The sequence below is a fragment of the Alteromonas sp. B31-7 genome, assembly GCF_015767655.1.
GTDB classification, from domain to species: Bacteria; Pseudomonadota; Gammaproteobacteria; order Enterobacterales; family Alteromonadaceae; genus Alteromonas; species Alteromonas australica.
The window spans coordinates 4230155-4245758 of sequence record NZ_CP065233.1; the positions used below are offsets into that span (position 1 = coordinate 4230155).

Consider the following 15604-nt stretch of genomic DNA (forward strand, 5'->3'; position numbering starts at 1 on the left):
AGCATGTCCAAAATTCATTCTATTGACCTAATTCAATTGAGCAACGATATCAAGGCTTGGGGCCGCACGCTAGGCTTTCAAGACGTAGGCATATGCGATATTGATTTAAGTAAACACGAAAAGCCGCTGCGTGAGTGGTTAGACAAAGGCTATCACGGCAGTATGCACTTCATGGAAAGTCATGGCATGAAGCGCGCCCGTCCCGACGAACTGGTGCCCGGTACGCTTAGGGTCATCAGCGTTCGCATGAATTATTTGCCGCCAGATGCCTCGTTCGCTTCGCATCTCAACGATCCCGACATTGGCTATATAAGTCGTTATGCCCTTGGGCGAGATTACCACAAGGTATTAAGAAAAAAGCTTAAACAACTTGGTGAAAAAATAGCACACGCCATCGCCAATAGTGATATTGAACATCAATACCGCCCTTTTGTAGATTCTGCGCCAGTACTTGAGCATGCCCTTGCTGAAAAGGCTGGTATAGGGTGGACGGGAAAGCACAGCTTGACCTTAAATAAAGACGCTGGTTCGTGGTTTTTTCTAGGGGAGTTATTTACCAATTTACCCTTGCCGATTGATGCGCCAGCAGAGCCTGCCTGCGGAACGTGCAACGCCTGTATGACGATGTGCCCGACGAATGCGATTGTTGCGCCGTATACCGTCGATGCTAAGCGCTGCATTTCCTATTTAACCATCGAATTGGACGATGATATTCCAGAAGCGCTTAGACCCTTAATGGGCAACCGAATTTACGGGTGTGATGATTGCCAACTCGTGTGCCCGTGGAATCGCTATGCAGACATTACCGAAGAAAGTGACTTTTACCCGCGCCAAGTGCTGCATGGAAAGCGCTTAATCGACCTTTTTGCATGGTCTGAAGCCACCTTTTTAAGCCATACCGAAGGTTCTCCAATACGGCGAATTGGCTATGAAAAATGGCAAAGAAATATTGCCGTGGCCTTAGGCAATGCCCCTTATAGCAGTGAAATAGTGGATGCACTTCAACAGGCCTTAAAAAAGGTGAGTGACCGAGTAGATCGCCATATTCAGTGGGCGATTGCACAGCAACTTGCGCGCAAGTCCAACTTAGGAAAGGACACGCCTCTTCGGCAGCAAGACCGCTTAATAAGAATTGTCCAAAAAGGGTTACCGAGGGATGCCTAGCTGGCTTGGCCGAGCTTCTGCGAACTTAATGTTTTACGGGTAGAAAAGGTAACTTCAATAGTCGCTATACCGTCGCCGGAAACTGCACGGCGCTTAGACTCATAAAAATGCCACCAATCTTGCTGCTGTAAATCGTGGATTAAGCGTAGAAAACCATCATTATCTCCCGCATATCGTGCCGTGAATTCACAGGCATCGCTGGCATCGCATTGAAACGCCGTTAGGGTGAACGCCTTTCCATTTGGATGCGTATTTAGGAAGTCGGTTAATACTACAGAACGTTGCGGAAAAGTCCCCGTTCCATGACGTATTGATGGCTGTTCGTGTTTTCGGGAACGGGTTAGCACGTCATTGATGCGCGCTTTTTCTGCAGCAGAGGCCACCAGTTTGCCTCGATAAAAGCCAAACTGATAACCTGCTACAGCGATAAAGCCCACCAATAGCACGAGGATCCAAGTTTTCATGTTGCGCGAGTGGATACCTTGTTGAACCTGTTAAGTAAGCTCAAATACGTCAACCTATTTGTGATAGGGCTGACTGAGTTCATGGACGGCATTCACAAACACGCCTGCGTTTTCTGGTGGCACGTCTAAATGGATGCCGTGGCCCAAATTAAAGACATGGCCAGAGCCGTTTCCGTAGCCTTTTAGAATATGAGCAACTTCTTCACGAATGCGTTGTGCAGGCGCATACAACATGGAGGGATCCATATTGCCTTGTAACGCAACCTTATCGCCCACTCGTGCGCGGGCATTTTCAATATCAATGGTCCAATCCAGCCCTACTGCATCACACCCAGTGGCGGCGATTGACTCAAGCCACATCCCACCATTTTTGGTAAACAGTGTAACAGGTACTTTGCGTCCATCTGCTTCGCGGGTTAAGCCGTCGACGATGCGAGCCATATATTGCAATGAAAACTCATTGTAATCACGAGGCGACAACACCCCACCCCAGGTGTCAAAGACCATGACAGACTGCGCACCGGCGGCAATCTGTGCATTAAGGTATTCAGTGACTGAGTCAGCAAGTTTTGCCAACAATGCGTGCAGCGTGGCCGGCTCTGCAAACGCCATTTTCTTGATTTTCGTGAACGCTTTGCTTGACCCACCTTCAACCATGTAGGTGGCAAGTGTCCAAGGGCTACCAGAGAAGCCAATTAAAGGGACGTCACCTTTAAGCTCGCGACGAATAGTACGCACCGCATTCATGACATATTGCAACTCGCCTTCTGGATCGGGAAGACCGATTTTATCCACATCGGCTTTGCAGGTGATTGGGTTTTTAAATCGAGGACCTTCGCCTGTCTCAAAATAGAGTCCAAGTCCCATTGCATCAGGAATGGTTAGAATATCAGAAAATAAGATGGCAGCATCAAGGGGGAAGCGTCTTAAAGGCTGTAGTGTCACTTCACAGGCTAATTCAGCATTTTTACACAAGGACATAAAGTCGCCCGCTTCCGCTCGCGTTGCCTTGTATTCAGGTAGGTAGCGTCCCGCCTGTCGCATCATCCAAACAGGTGTAACATCAACCGGTTGTTTTAAAAGAGCCCGCAAATAACGGTCATTCTTCAACGCTGGCTTAGCAACACTATTTTCATTTTGCGACATACTTACACCTAATCAAATAAATTAATTCAAAACGTCAAAATTATACCAGTAATCTGGGTTAATGTATTAAAACCTTAGTAAAAATCACCCCATGAGACCAACCCCTGATTAAATAAGATGAACTTATATTGAACTTTAGTCTTGATTTAACCGTAGGGGTTTGCTATTACTATTACCAGCAACGAAAAAGAAGCCCTCAAGGGACCGTGCTAATCTCATTGAAACCCTGCTTCGGCAGGGTTTTTTATTCACTGCTTTACCTTAGCGATAAGGTTAACGCGCCTCTCATACCTTATTACTCATCCTTCACATTTTTAGCCTTCATTTTTTCTATGGTGGCCTCAATTAGCTGTCCCGCAATAGACAACTTTGGCGGAATATTCGGTAAAGCATCAGGCGAAAACCATTGTGCGTCGTCAATTTCATTTTCTTGGCAACGAATGTCACCTTGCTCATACTCGGCGATAAAGCCCACCATAATTGAATGTGGAAACGGCCAAGGCTGGCTGTCAAAGTATTGAATATTTTTGACCTTAACTCCCACTTCTTCAAACACTTCGCGATGAACCGCTTCTTCTAAAGATTCACCACTTTCAACAAACCCCGCTAATGTGGAATACATGTTCGCTTCTTTGTGACGCACGCCTTTGGCAAGAAGAAGCTGATTTTCGCTATGGATAGAGACAATGATACAGGGCGACACCCGTGGATAACTTCTATGATTACAGCGATGGCAATGCACAGCCATTTCCCAATTCACTCGCTCTGTATGCGCGCCGCATTTGCCGCAAAACCTATGGGTACGAAGAAAGTGAACATACTGCCATGCGCGTCCAATGACCGAAAATACCGTATTTTGCTGCTCGTAAAGCAAATGTCGCAGTGACACGGCTTCCCACTCAGGGGCTTCGACACGTTCAGCCCCTAAATCCACCACATACACAGGCGCGTTTTTCTCTGCTACGGGTTCAGATAAGGGCGGTAGCTCATGGATATCGTCTGCATACTCAGCAAGAAAATGAAAATCGCCTATACTGCCCGATGGAATATTGTTGTCGCCCTTACGAATGATGATACGGTCATTGCTTACAATCACCCAATGGCCTGCTTTGGCCGAAAGATGCTGAATACTGCGTTTTATCATCATAATATTGCCACCTATTCGCTATATATTTGCCGATAAGATAACATAAATATAATGTAAGCTTTTATCACGGTTCAATTTGTGTCGTGTTAGCAGAGTGTTATACTAAAACTCATTTGCGCTGAGCGGTTATCGGTTTTAAGGAAGGACCCAAACATGTTACAGCAGTTAGAAAGAGTGAAAGCTAAATGGGGCGGTAAAAGTGAAACCGTTGATAACTGGCTGTTAGCAAGGCAGCGCTTACTTGTAAGCTATTGCGCATTGGCAGGCCTGAATACGCATAATAGCTCGTTGCCCGAGGCAAACGATATTTCAGAGTTTTGCGAAAATCTAATGGATTACCTTTCTACCGGCCATTTCGAAGTGTTCGATATGCTGGTAGATAATGACGAAAACGGGCAGGCGCTAAAACACCGTCTTTACCCTAAACTTACGCAAACGACTGATGCTGCGCTTGAGTTTAATGATAAATTTGCCGAAGCCGTAACCATTGAACAAGCTGAACATTTTGATAGCGCATTAGCGAATCTTGGCGAAACCTTAGAAGAACGTTTTGGGTTTGAAGATGAGCTAATAGAGCACATGTACGCGAGCGATGCTGCGTCACAGGTGACACACCGTGCACCGCAGTAGAATAAACAACGTATATAATGGTAGTAATTAATGAATAATACGACGCTGATCCATAAAGCCCGCGTTTATTGCGAACAGCGAGGAGCAAGGTTCACACCGCTAAGAGAAAAGGTGTATGAAATCTTAGTCTCCAAGCATGGGCCAATGGGCGCCTATGAAATGCTAGATGCTTTGAAGGAAACAGAGTCTAGTGCAAAACCCGCTACTGTTTACCGCGCGTTAGATTTTTTACTGGATTTTGGCTTAATTCATCGGCTGGAATCAAATAAAGCCTTTGTTGCTTGCTATCATTTTGGTTGTAAACACCCTGTACAGTTTCTAATTTGCGACAGTTGTGGTGACGTTGCAGAGATACAGTCAGAAGGTTTAAAAGACACATTAGATAATCAAGCCAAGGCAAACGGTTTCCTTATTTCTAAGCAAACCATAGAAGCACATGGTCTTTGTGCAGATTGCCAAGCGTCGGAAGAAACCGTGGCCGAGGAACACTCACATGAATGCTGATTTTGTAAACCCTTTCATTGGCGGCTTGCTCAACGTTATGGAGACAATGGCGCAAACCAAGTTGACACCAGGTAAACCAAAGCGTAAACAAAGTGATGTAGCTAAGGGCGATGTTTCTGGCCTTATCGGTATGGTGGGCCCAAATGTAAGAGGCTCGATGTCGATTACCTTTGATGAAGCGTTAGCCCTGACCATTATGGAAAGAATGGTCGGCGAGCGTCCTGAAAAGCTTGATGCAGAAGTGGGCGACATGGTAGGTGAAGTGACTAACATGATATGCGGCAGTGCTAAGCGCGACCTTGCTGAGCGGGGTTATGAATTTGGTATGGCTACCCCTATCGTGGTTTCAGGCAAGCAACATACCATTAGCCACCAAGTAGATGGCGCCAAAATTATTTTACCCTTCATGTGCGATGAAGGATTAGCGCACTTGGAAATATGTTTTGATAAATAATTTCTGGCACTCTGAAAAAATTACACTCCCGGCATTTCCAAGAGGCTTTCATTTAATCACTGATAACATTATTGAAGCCTTGCCGGATTTAAAAAGAGTTGAAATTGGTGTGCTGCATTTATGGTTACAGCATACGAGTGCGAGTTTAACGGTTAATGAAAACGCCGATCCTACCGTAAGAGCGGACATGGAGAGTTTCTTTAACCATACTGTAAAAGAAAATTTATCTTTTTACAGGCACACTTACGAAGGTAGTGATGACATGCCAGCGCACTTAAAATCAAGTATACTAGGCTGTCAGGTAACCGTGCCTGTAGAAAAAGGTAAACTCCTGCTAGGTACATGGCAGGGGATTATGTTAGGTGAACACCGCAATCATGGCGGCCCAAGAAGAATTATTGCCACATTACAAGGAGCTGAAACTAGCTCTATATAACAAATAGGCATAAATCGTGCTTAGCTATTTAGTTGAGCACTAGAAAGAATTATCACAAATCGATAATCACTCAACGTTAAACAGGATGTGACTATGAAAAAACACTTTAAATTGGCAGCAATTTCTTTAGCTGTTCTATCTACAACTGCGTTCGCACAAGACTCTTCAGAGCCGGAATATAAGCAGTGGTTTGGTTTATCGGGTATGTTTTATAACACCGACCCAGGTCGTCCGCTTACTGAAGGCGTTTATGATGATGGTCAAGGTATATCTTTCGAATACGGTTTCCGCTTTACGCAAAGCTGGGCTGCTCGTATTGAATATACTGACCTAGAACTTGATTACACATCTGCAATCAGCACAGGTTCTACATCTGAAGACGGCGAAATGGTCGGTATCGACGCACTTTACTTCATGCCTGACGACATGTACTACCTGTTTGGTGGTATTAAGCGCCAGTCAGTTGGTGAGTCAACTACCCTTGCTAACGTCGGTATTGGTAAACACTGGGATTTGTCTGATACGGTTAAAGTTATCACAGAAATCGCGACTTACCACGACTTCGGTGAAGACTACAACGACTACAGCGTTAAAGTTGGTGTAAGCATTCCATTCGGTAAATCAACGCCAGCGGCACCTCAAGACAGCGACAACGATGGCGTAGTTGATAGCCGTGACCAATGCCCTATGACGCCAGCTGGTGTTCGTGTAGATGCAACAGGTTGTAGCGTAGATAACGACAACGATGGTGTTCTTAACAGTGTTGACCAATGTCCAAACACGCCTGCTGGCACGAAAGTAGATGCGAAAGGTTGTGCAATCAAAGATGCCGACAATGACGGTGTTGTTGATGCAATGGACGAGTGTCCTGACACAGCTGCTGGCGTAAAAGTTGATGCGAAAGGCTGTACAGTATTTGACGAAGAAACGGTAGAAATTACCCTACGCGTTCTTTTCGACAACGAAAGTGCTGTTGTGAAAATGCCTAAAGATCCTGAAATTTCAGAATTTGCTGAGTTCATGAAGCAATATCCTTCAACCACTGCGGTAATTGAAGGTCACACGTCTGCTCCAGGTTCTGAAGCGTACAACATGGACCTTTCTGAGCGTCGTGCTGCTAACTTCAAAGATGTAATGGTTGATATGTATGGTATCGATTCAGACCGTCTAGAAACTATCGGTTACGGTGAAAGCCGTCTACTTGATACTGCGAGCAATGCTGAAGCGCACCGTGTAAACCGTCGCATTTCAGTAACAGTGAAAGACACTGTTAAAGTTCCAGAAGAGAAGTAATAGTCACTCTTATTAAAAAAGGCGCCTAGGCGCCTTTTTTATTGCTCTGATAACACAAAATTCTAATATTCATCAGGCACAGCAGGGCCTGCATAGTTGTCGAAACGGGAAAACTGGCCTTGGAAAGTCAGACGGCTGGTACCAATAGGTCCATTACGCTGCTTACCAATAATAATTTCAGCCACGCCCTTATCTTCACTGTTCTCGTGATACACCTCATCACGGTAAATAAACATGATAAGGTCGGCATCCTGCTCGATAGATCCTGATTCACGAAGGTCAGAGTTAACTGGACGTTTGTCTGCCCGTTGCTCCAAGCTTCGGTTCAACTGCGACAGGGCAACCACGGGCACTTCCAACTCTTTCGCCAGCGCTTTTAATGAACGGGAAATCTCGGCAATTTCCAAGGTTCTATTGTCGCTCAGCGAAGGGACTCGCATAAGTTGCAAATAATCCACCATGATTAAACTGATGCCGCCACGTTCTCGTGCTAGCTTTCTTGCTCGACTGCGCACATCCATGGGCGTCAACCCAGAAGAGTCATCGACAAACAAGCTATCTTTGTCTTTCAGCATGGCCATGGTGTTTGAAATACGCGCCCAGTCTTCATCATCAAGCTGTGCGGTTCTGATTTTCGTCTGATCCACGCGACTAAGGGAGGCCAGCATACGCATCATGATTTGTTCCGACGGCATCTCTAAACTGAACACAAGTACCGGCTTTTCTTCCGACATCATGGCATTTTCAACCAAGTTCATGGCGAAAGTGGTTTTACCCATAGAGGGTCGAGCTGCCACAATGATAAGGTCTGATGGCTGTAATCCACTGGTCTTTTTATCAAGATCGGTGAACCCGGTGGTTACCCCTGTCACTTCTTTATTGGTTTTTACCAACACTTCGAGACGGTCAATGGTTTTGCCTAAAACCGACTCTACATCACGGGGGCCTTCGTTCTCGCCGGTTCTGCGCTCGGCGATTTCAAACACTTTACTTTCGGCTAAGTCGAGAATGTCTGCGCTGTCGCGACCTTCTGGGTTGTAGCCAACTTCTGCAATTTCGTGTGCCACACCAATGAGTTCACGGGTTATGGCACGCTCACTGATAATTTGAGCATAAGAGACCACATTTGCAGAACTCGGGGTGTTTTTAGCAAGCTCGCCTAAATAAGCAAACCCTCCCGCATCCTCGAGCTCATCATGCTTTTCAAGCTCTTCAGACACTGTGATAAGGTCCACTGGGTTACTGTTGTTCAGCAACCTAATAATGGCACGAAAGATAATTTGATGAGAACGGTTGTAAAAATCCGTGTCTGTGACCAGCTCAGCCACTTTATCCCAGCTTTCAGGATCAATAAGCATGCTGCCAAGAACTGACTGCTCTGCCTCTATGCTATGAGGCGGAACCTTCAATTTCTCTACGCTTTTATCGCCTTGGGGAGGAGATACCACTAACGTTACCTTCTTAGTTCACCAAAAATCCAGCTTGCTATTATGCGCTTTTGCGATGCTTTGAACAATAAAGGATATTGCCCAAAGCGTTTGAAGGTCAAAATTTTAATCAGGTGAATCGGCTCAACCAGCGGATAATAGAGGGGCTATATGGGTGCCACCTCTAACGTTTTTTCTATGCGATAGAAGGTACCATTAAAAACAGTATAAGCCGTGGTATCTTCCTGAAACACCAAAGTGCTACCTATATCTTTTGCGCCCAGTCCGCAATCTATGGTGACTTGTGTCACTTTGCCTGGGACAAAGCCAAGTGATTTAGCATCCACGCGATAATATTGGCTAAAGTCATCTAGGTGAAACTGTTGTTCATGATAACGCGGGGTAATGCACTGTTGTTGATTCAGCGTCGCCCTATCACTTTTATATTGTAGAGAACGGCCTAATATCGTTTGTGCCTGCTGTGGTGACACAGCAGATATACCCGGTTGGTGCGCCTCTGTCACCACCCATGTTCCCTCAAAAAAGGCAGGCTCTTTTACCGCACAACCTAGGGTAAACGCACTGACACTGAGTGAAAGGGCAATAAAACTGTGAAAGCGCCAAAACCGCTTAAAATGGCGTACAACACCCACGAAAAACTCCTTATTTAAACTTTTTTCGTCCTATTCGCTACAGAATATGAGCCTCCCAGTAGAAGAGCGTTCATTTCTTAAGACAAAACGACAATAAAATACGTTGATAACACAGAAGAAAATAAAAAGTGCGGCGGCGTTCAATTTCTGAGTCTGCCCCTTTTCTTTCTCATCATTCATGTGTTGATGGTGAAGAAATGGGGGCAGATTTTGTTTTTTCAATCGTTATAACTAATTAGATTTTGACTATTTAATTCATTTTTCGTCTATGGTGATACTACCATGGACAGTAGAGATATCTACACTGCCTTCGCCACCATTGTTGATAAAGCGCAACCAGCTACTCGGGCCGTACTTTGGTTTTTGAGGCTTGTCGCTAGATATATTGTTTGAAATATTACCGCCAGCATGGGTCTCAATATCGAACTGTGCTGACACCCCTGGCTGAAATACCATATTGATGGTTCCACCTACTGAACTCGCCTTCACCCTGCCATTAGGGTTAAGTGTAAGGAGGCTTTTTACATAGCCATTGACGGTGTTAATAGATAGCGCATCAACCGTCTGTAGCGTCAAATCAATCTGACCATTGACGGTTTCGACGGTGACATCAGGGCTAGATGTCGTCACCGCAATCTCGCCGTTCACAGATGCAAACGACACCATTTCATTGCCTATATGGGCAGCTTGTATTTCGCCATTTACTGTCTCTGCATCTAAACGACCATTGACATTCTCTAGGGTAATATCACCGTTCACTGATTCGGCTTTTACCCGTTTACCTGTATTGCTGATACTCACATTTCCATTTACTACCTCGACGTTGGCACCTTGGGTGACACCTTCTAAATACACATCGGCATTAACCGCAGTGTAATTAATATCGCTGTCTTTAGGCACGTAAATGGTCAGATCGTCGCCTTCGTCGTTATTTTCCCACCACTTTTTACCAAGTCGGTTTACTTCAACGTGTATGATAACCACGTTACCTTTGCGTTCAAAAATGAACTCATTGGTTCTATCACTTAGCTCGCCTACCACCTTGACTTGCTGATTATCCCAAACTTGAATATCCGCTTTACCATTTACATGCTCTATATCGAGCTTAGGTGAGGAGCCAGTGTCTAACGTACGATCCACCTTTTCACCGGCATCAGCTGGGGTACTTGCCAGGCTAAGGCCTAAGGTAAATAGGCTTAGCGAAAGCACGCGTGCATAAGTAGAACAGTTGCTATAGAAATTCATGATGAATTCTCCTTAGATTTGCTGCCATTTGGGCGCGTGCACTCGCTCAATTAGGGCAATTTGTTGTTGATAAACTTGATGTAACATTCGAATAAGCGCCGCGTTATTTGGGTCGTTTTTAAGGGCTGTTTTAATCGCCAACGCCGCGTCGTCTAACTCATTCATTTGCGCTTGCCAGTTATCCGTTACCGCAGGCACACTTTGATAACTAGCGAGTAAACTGGTAACTTGCTGTTGCTGTTGCTGACTCATTGATTCCACTAAGGCATAGCCTGGGCTCTCCTTGTCATGCGTATCGAAAAACTGAGGAACCGTTAACCATAACACGCTGGCCAAACACACACTGGCTGCCAGTGCGAACCACTGATTTGATGACACTCTAGTCGAAACCGCTTTTTCTTCTACAATGGCTTCAGACGTTAGTCCCAACTCAATCCCTTTCCAGAGATCTCGCTGTGGCTGTTTCTCTGTTGGCAAGTCGTCGATTTTAGCGTGTAATTGTTTGTCGAAATCATTCATCTTCACACCCCATCCAACCTTTTATCAATTGCTTCGCACGGTGAAACTGCGCTTTACTAGATCCTATCGCCATGCCTAACATGGCCGCAATTTCTTCATGTCGGTAACCCTCTATGGCATGCAGCACAAACACCATGCGCGCGCGTTCTGGTAACCGTAAGATTAGCGCTTCCAAATCGACTTCTGCGCTGTCAGATTCAGCGACATTTGTCATTGCAGAACTCGTTTCAAGGTTAAACATGCGCTTTACCCATCCCCGCTGCTTACGCATATAATCCACAGTGACATTTGCTGTTACACTGTGTAGCCATGTAGTAAATAGGCTCTGACCGTTAAAGTTACTCAATTTATTGAATAACTGGATAAACACCTCTTGGGTCGCATCTTCAGCTAAACCTTTGTCACCGGTTAGGCGAAAACATAAAGCGTAAACACGACCCACATGCCCATGGTACAGCGCCTTGAAGGCTTGCTTATCGCCTCGTTGCGCAGCTGATATAACAGCCTGTTCGTCGCTTGATGCCGACACCGTACTGGCGTGTATGACACGTTGTTGGGTGTGCTCCATGATAATCTCTATTATTTATTAGCAAGCCTGAACATTCGCGGTTTTTGGCTGGCGTATTTGTTAGTATTGTTAGGTTAGTCGTACCCTATACTAGAAAGGTTTAAAGTCACTACAATTTTTTTGGAGTTTTCATGGATGCCGTTTTCACCGTTAATGGCCTTTTTGCTGGCCGCGCACAACCTTTGGGCCCAAGAGGCGCCCCGAGCTGCATTGTAAAGTCCGCTGTTGCTTCATTAACTGTAAGGGAAGATGGGACAGATGAGGATGATCAGGCGAATAAGCGATTACATGGAGGGCCAGAAAAAGTCCTTCACCAATTTGCCCCCATTAATTACCTTACTTTGCAAAAGCACTTTCCCGACGGTAAATTCGTTGCCGGAAGTATTGGTGAAAACATCAGTGTAGACGGCATGGATGATGCCACTGTATATATTGGTGATATCTGGAAATTCGGCGAGGTAGAGTTGCAAATAAGCGCGCCAAGGGCGCCATGTAACAAAATATCCCAGCGCTTTGAAATACCGAACCTAGACCGGTTTGTCGGTGAGCGAGGCATAACGGGTTGGTATTACCGAGTGATTAAAACAGGGAAGATTCACGTAGGGGACGAAGTCACGTTACTTCATCGTGAGGAAAACAGCGTGAACGTCAACACCTTGATGCAATGCGTACACACCAAAGCTGACAAGGTTCTCGCGAACACGCTTGCTCAACTGACTGTGCTTGATGACGAATGGCGCGAAAAATGTGAGAAAATTGCAAAAAAATAGCGCTGAAATAAGCCCATAGACACAAAAAAGCCGCTCAAAAGAGCGGCTTTTTCATATACGTCAACGCTTACGCTTCAGCAATGATGATCACTTTGATAGAAGTGATTACGTCAGAGTGAAGTTGTAGGTCGATGTCATACTCACCAGTCTCACGAAGAGTACCAGTAGGTAGTTTAACTTCTGCTTTTTCTACTTCAACGCCAGCTGCAGTGATTGCATCAGCGATGTCGCGAGTACCAACAGAACCAAACAGTTTACCTTCATCACCAGCAGGCGCGGCGATGGTTACTTCAGCCAACTCGTTGATTTTATCAGCGCGTGCATTTGCAGCAGCTAGCTGCTCAGCAATTTTCGCTTCTAGTTCAGCACGACGTGCTTCAAACTTTTCAACGTTGTCTTTTGTTGCAGGAACCGCTTTACCCTGTGGGAAAAGGAAGTTACGAGCATAACCAGACTTAACAGTCACTTGGTCGCCCAGACCGCCAAGGTTGGCGATTTTATCTAGTAGGATGATATTCATCTTAGCTACCCCTTAAGTTCGCCAAATTACTTGTGTGAATCAGTGTACGGAAGCAACGCAAGAAAACGTGCGCGCTTAATCGCAGAAGACAGCTGACGCTGATATTTTGCGCTTGTACCAGTAATACGGCTAGGGACAATTTTACCGCTCTCTGTGATGTAGTTCTTAAGAGTAGCGATATCTTTGTAATCTATCTCAGTCACACCTTCTGCAGTAAAACGGCAGAACTTACGACGTCTGAAAAAACGAGCCATGAGTGATCTCCTTAAGCGTTGTCTTCAGTGGTTTCAGTTTTCTTTTCTGCGCGCTCTTGGCGAGGTGCAGAATCGTCACGACGCTCACGACGAGGCTCTTCTTTCATCATTGGAGAAGGCTCAGTTACAGCGTTCTTAGTGCGCATTACCATGTTACGTAGGATAACGTCGTTGAAACGGAAAGCATTTTCCAGTTCGTCAACAGCTTCTGCAGTGGCTTCAGCATTGATTAGTACGTAGTGGGCTTTGTGCAGCTTTTCAATTGGGTAAGCCAGTTGACGACGGCCCCAATCTTCTAAACGATGAATCTGACCACCGTCTTGCTTAAGAATTGTAGTATAACGCTCGATCATACCAGGTACTTGTTCACTCTGATCAGGGTGAACCATAAATACGATTTCGTAATGACGCATTATAGCTCCTTACGGTTGTAGCCTCGACAGTACAGCCGACTGTATGGAGACAAGGAACGAATTGGGTTGGCTGTAAGGGCGCGCATTATACGCGCAGGCAATTAATTGCACAAGCATTAATCACCGACTAAAACCGCTTAATGCGTATTTAGCGACGTAAGTTAGCAGAGAAAGTAAACACCGTTGCCTGTTCGTTTGACACCACTGACAGTTTTCCTTGATGAGCTTCGGCTATTTGAGAGGCGATGAAAAGCCCTAATCCTAGCCCGCCCGAGTGTTTGGCATTTTTATTCCGCCAAAAAAGGTTGGAAAAGCTTCGCTTTAGTGTCTTCTGGTATAGGGGTACCGCTGTTAGCTACGCTAAGGGTGAACACGCCATTCACCTTACCGGCATAAACATCGATAGGGTGGGCATGGTCGCCATGGACAATGGCATTAATCAGCAGGTTCGAAAGCAATTGGCCTATGCGTTCTGGGTCGCAATAATGAGGCCCAGAAACCTGAATATTGGTATTAATATGGCATTCGGGGTGTAGCGTAGCCAATTCATTTACACCGTGCAATAACTCTTCTTGAAGCGTCTCAGACGAGCGTACATTTAGGGAAATGCCTTTGCCCATTTTACCATGGGTGAAATCCATCACATCATTAATAAGGCGCTTCATTTTATTCACACTGTTATCCATGCGCTTCAGTACCTTTTGGGTAGTGCCATCGGAAAGTGTTTCAGAGAGAAAGTCCACGCCCATTTTTAACGATGATAAAGGCGTACGAATATCATGGCCTAGGATAGCAATGTATTGCTCTCGCAATTTCGCCGCAGACTGCTCATCGAATAAAGCGGATTTGGCAGAACTAAGCTGATCGTTTACCTCAAGTTGGCGAGAGATGAGCTCAGCAAATGACGCTATTTGATTATCAATTTTTGCTGTTTTTAATGCGGTAGGGGTGGGATCTAACCCACACAAGGTGCCAAAAAATGAGCCGTCGGTTTTGTATATTGGGTAAGAAAAATAGCTCTCAAATCCATACATGACAGGAATGGGGCTGGTTTTATATTGACTGTCTTTAGAGGCTTCTTCTATTACAATGGCCTTCGCAGACTGGCGAACTTGGCTACAAAACGTGGTTTGGATTTCAAGCTCATCACCAGGCTTTAAATTAAAGTCTACCTTGTCGAGTACCGAACACATGGTCCAATTATCTTCGGTGACTCTGGCGACGCATATAAAGCGTAACCCTGTGGCTTCTGACAGAATATTCATGATATGCGGTACCGCTTCAATAGCTTGGATGGCAGCAATATCTTGTTGAATGGCCTGTTGCATTACATCTCCTTTCCTACCGAATTTCTGTCGTTTGTCTTTTTCCTATGCGAGGACAAAGTAGTGGGTCAGCACCACTTAAACACATCGGTGTTTCGCGAAATCTACCGAAATGGCGAAGCTTTTCCCAGAATAACAGACTTTGCCAGTTCCCCGCATCAAAAGTTATGCGAGCGCGGTGGCGGGCGCTGATATTCGCTAGGCGACCAAATACGTGTATAAACCGCAAATTAACTGTTTATTTATACAGTAAAATACTGTACAGTTTTTTTGTCTTTTAAAAAACAGGGGACCTACCATGGCCATTACCACACAGTATGTTGTTACACACAAAGGGGTAGAAAAATTGGTAACTACCGATAAAAAAGAAGCCGATCAATACGATAAAATGCTTGACGCTGCCGACCAGCTAGCAGAATACATTCAAGCGAAAGGCATTAACTTAGACGATAGCCTTGCTGAAGAGCTTTCTATTATGTTGGCAAAAAGCAAAGATAAAGTGGCTAAGATATTTAAAGGTGCAACGGCACAGAGCGTCTTAGAAGACGAAAGCGCCGAAGTGGTAAAGCTAAAGGCTAACGGTTAACCACGGCGAGGTGACCTACCGTTAGCAAAGCGCTTTTCAAACGATTTGCCTGCGCTACGTAGTGAATGAATTACGTTTCGCGCGGG

Annotated in this window: 19 protein-coding genes and 1 pseudogene; 8 read left to right on the top strand and 12 right to left on the bottom strand. The window is 45.3% G+C overall.

The features are described 5' to 3' along the window. Positions 1-3: 3 nt before the first annotated feature. Positions 4-1164 (top strand): tRNA epoxyqueuosine(34) reductase QueG, encoded by a 1161-nt coding sequence (gene queG, locus IUA53_RS18515; protein WP_044058343.1) that lies wholly within the window; start codon positions 4-6, stop codon positions 1162-1164. Here queG and IUA53_RS18520 read toward each other — a convergent pair. The 3 genes from IUA53_RS18520 to nudC all read right to left on the bottom strand — a co-directional run bounded on the left by IUA53_RS18520 (position 1161) and on the right by nudC (position 3921). Further along, entirely contained in the window at positions 1161-1628 is a 468-nt protein-coding gene (locus IUA53_RS18520; protein ID WP_196897542.1) for a hypothetical protein, read from the bottom strand. The genes queG and IUA53_RS18520 overlap by 4 nt on opposite strands. Before the next feature lie 54 nt (positions 1629-1682). Beyond that, the gene (gene hemE / locus IUA53_RS18525; RefSeq protein WP_052364460.1) at positions 1683-2774 is read right to left on the bottom strand and encodes a uroporphyrinogen decarboxylase; all 1092 of its coding nucleotides are present in this window, start codon (positions 2772-2774) and stop codon (positions 1683-1685) included. Positions 2775-3069: 295 nt separating this feature from the next. After that, on the bottom strand, positions 3070-3921 hold the full coding sequence (gene nudC, locus IUA53_RS18530) for an NAD(+) diphosphatase (protein ID WP_196897543.1): 852 nt from the start codon (positions 3919-3921) through the stop codon (positions 3070-3072). A 153-nt stretch (positions 3922-4074) separates the two neighbouring features. On the opposite strand from nudC, the gene rsd reads away from it, so the two are divergent. The 5 genes from rsd to IUA53_RS18555 all read left to right on the top strand — a co-directional run bounded on the left by rsd (position 4075) and on the right by IUA53_RS18555 (position 7238). Next, positions 4075-4551 carry a sigma D regulator gene (gene rsd / locus IUA53_RS18535; RefSeq protein WP_044448922.1) on the top strand — a complete coding sequence of 159 codons (477 nt, stop codon included), beginning with the start codon at positions 4075-4077 and terminating at the stop codon, positions 4549-4551. A 30-nt stretch (positions 4552-4581) separates the two neighbouring features. Continuing rightward, on the top strand, positions 4582-5055 hold the full coding sequence (locus IUA53_RS18540; protein ID WP_044058347.1) for a transcriptional repressor: 474 nt from the start codon (positions 4582-4584) through the stop codon (positions 5053-5055). Continuing rightward, positions 5045-5509 carry a chemotaxis protein CheX gene (locus IUA53_RS18545; protein ID WP_044058348.1) on the top strand — a complete coding sequence of 155 codons (465 nt, stop codon included), beginning with the start codon at positions 5045-5047 and terminating at the stop codon, positions 5507-5509. The genes IUA53_RS18540 and IUA53_RS18545 overlap by 11 nt, the downstream gene beginning before the upstream one ends. Continuing rightward, on the top strand, positions 5499-5945 hold the full coding sequence (locus IUA53_RS18550) for a secondary thiamine-phosphate synthase enzyme YjbQ (protein WP_044058349.1): 447 nt from the start codon (positions 5499-5501) through the stop codon (positions 5943-5945). The genes IUA53_RS18545 and IUA53_RS18550 overlap by 11 nt, the downstream gene beginning before the upstream one ends. A gap of 93 nt (positions 5946-6038) precedes the next feature. Then, positions 6039-7238: an OmpA family protein gene (locus tag IUA53_RS18555; RefSeq protein ID WP_044058350.1), complete on the top strand. Its 1200-nt coding sequence runs from the start codon at positions 6039-6041 to the stop codon at positions 7236-7238. A 62-nt stretch (positions 7239-7300) separates the two neighbouring features. Here IUA53_RS18555 and dnaB read toward each other — a convergent pair whose 3' ends face one another. The 5 genes from dnaB to IUA53_RS18580 form a co-directional block, all read right to left on the bottom strand. Then, positions 7301-8686, bottom strand: a complete 1386-nt coding sequence (gene dnaB / locus IUA53_RS18560) for a replicative DNA helicase (RefSeq protein ID WP_044058351.1) — start codon at positions 8684-8686, stop codon at positions 7301-7303. Positions 8687-8832: 146 nt separating this feature from the next. Further along, entirely contained in the window at positions 8833-9318 is a 486-nt protein-coding gene (locus tag IUA53_RS18565) for a hypothetical protein (RefSeq protein WP_196897544.1), read from the bottom strand. Positions 9319-9573: 255 nt separating this feature from the next. Further along, a complete protein-coding gene (locus IUA53_RS18570; RefSeq protein ID WP_196897545.1) occupies positions 9574-10563 on the bottom strand; it encodes a DUF4097 family beta strand repeat-containing protein in 990 nt (329 codons plus the stop codon). A 12-nt stretch (positions 10564-10575) separates the two neighbouring features. After that, positions 10576-11082: a hypothetical protein gene (locus IUA53_RS18575; protein ID WP_044058353.1), complete on the bottom strand. Its 507-nt coding sequence runs from the start codon at positions 11080-11082 to the stop codon at positions 10576-10578. After that, complete coding sequence (locus IUA53_RS18580) at positions 11075-11650, bottom strand: RNA polymerase sigma factor (RefSeq protein WP_196897546.1); 576 nt, start codon at positions 11648-11650, stop codon at positions 11075-11077. Before IUA53_RS18580 ends, IUA53_RS18575 begins: the two co-directional genes overlap by 8 nt. 131 nt (positions 11651-11781) lie before the next feature. Between IUA53_RS18580 and IUA53_RS18585 the strand changes: the two genes are divergently transcribed. After that, a complete protein-coding gene (locus IUA53_RS18585; protein ID WP_044058355.1) occupies positions 11782-12420 on the top strand; it encodes an MOSC domain-containing protein in 639 nt (212 codons plus the stop codon). 67 nt (positions 12421-12487) lie between these two features. Here the strand turns inward: IUA53_RS18585 and rplI are convergent, their stop codons facing one another. From rplI to IUA53_RS18605, 4 genes and pseudogenes are all read right to left on the bottom strand, one after another. Then, on the bottom strand, positions 12488-12940 hold the full coding sequence (gene rplI, locus IUA53_RS18590) for a 50S ribosomal protein L9 (protein ID WP_044058356.1): 453 nt from the start codon (positions 12938-12940) through the stop codon (positions 12488-12490). A gap of 26 nt (positions 12941-12966) precedes the next feature. Beyond that, a complete protein-coding gene (rpsR, locus tag IUA53_RS18595; protein WP_012519954.1) occupies positions 12967-13194 on the bottom strand; it encodes a 30S ribosomal protein S18 in 228 nt (75 codons plus the stop codon). An 11-nt stretch (positions 13195-13205) separates the two neighbouring features. Beyond that, positions 13206-13607 carry a 30S ribosomal protein S6 gene (rpsF, locus tag IUA53_RS18600; protein ID WP_044058357.1) on the bottom strand — a complete coding sequence of 134 codons (402 nt, stop codon included), beginning with the start codon at positions 13605-13607 and terminating at the stop codon, positions 13206-13208. Between the two features lie 148 nt (positions 13608-13755). Further along, positions 13756-14935, bottom strand: a pseudogene (locus tag IUA53_RS18605) (GAF domain-containing sensor histidine kinase). 295 nt (positions 14936-15230) lie between these two features. Here IUA53_RS18605 and IUA53_RS18610 point away from each other — a divergent pair. After that, positions 15231-15518 carry a YebG family protein gene (locus IUA53_RS18610; RefSeq protein ID WP_044058359.1) on the top strand — a complete coding sequence of 96 codons (288 nt, stop codon included), beginning with the start codon at positions 15231-15233 and terminating at the stop codon, positions 15516-15518. Positions 15519-15604 lie beyond the last annotated feature (86 nt).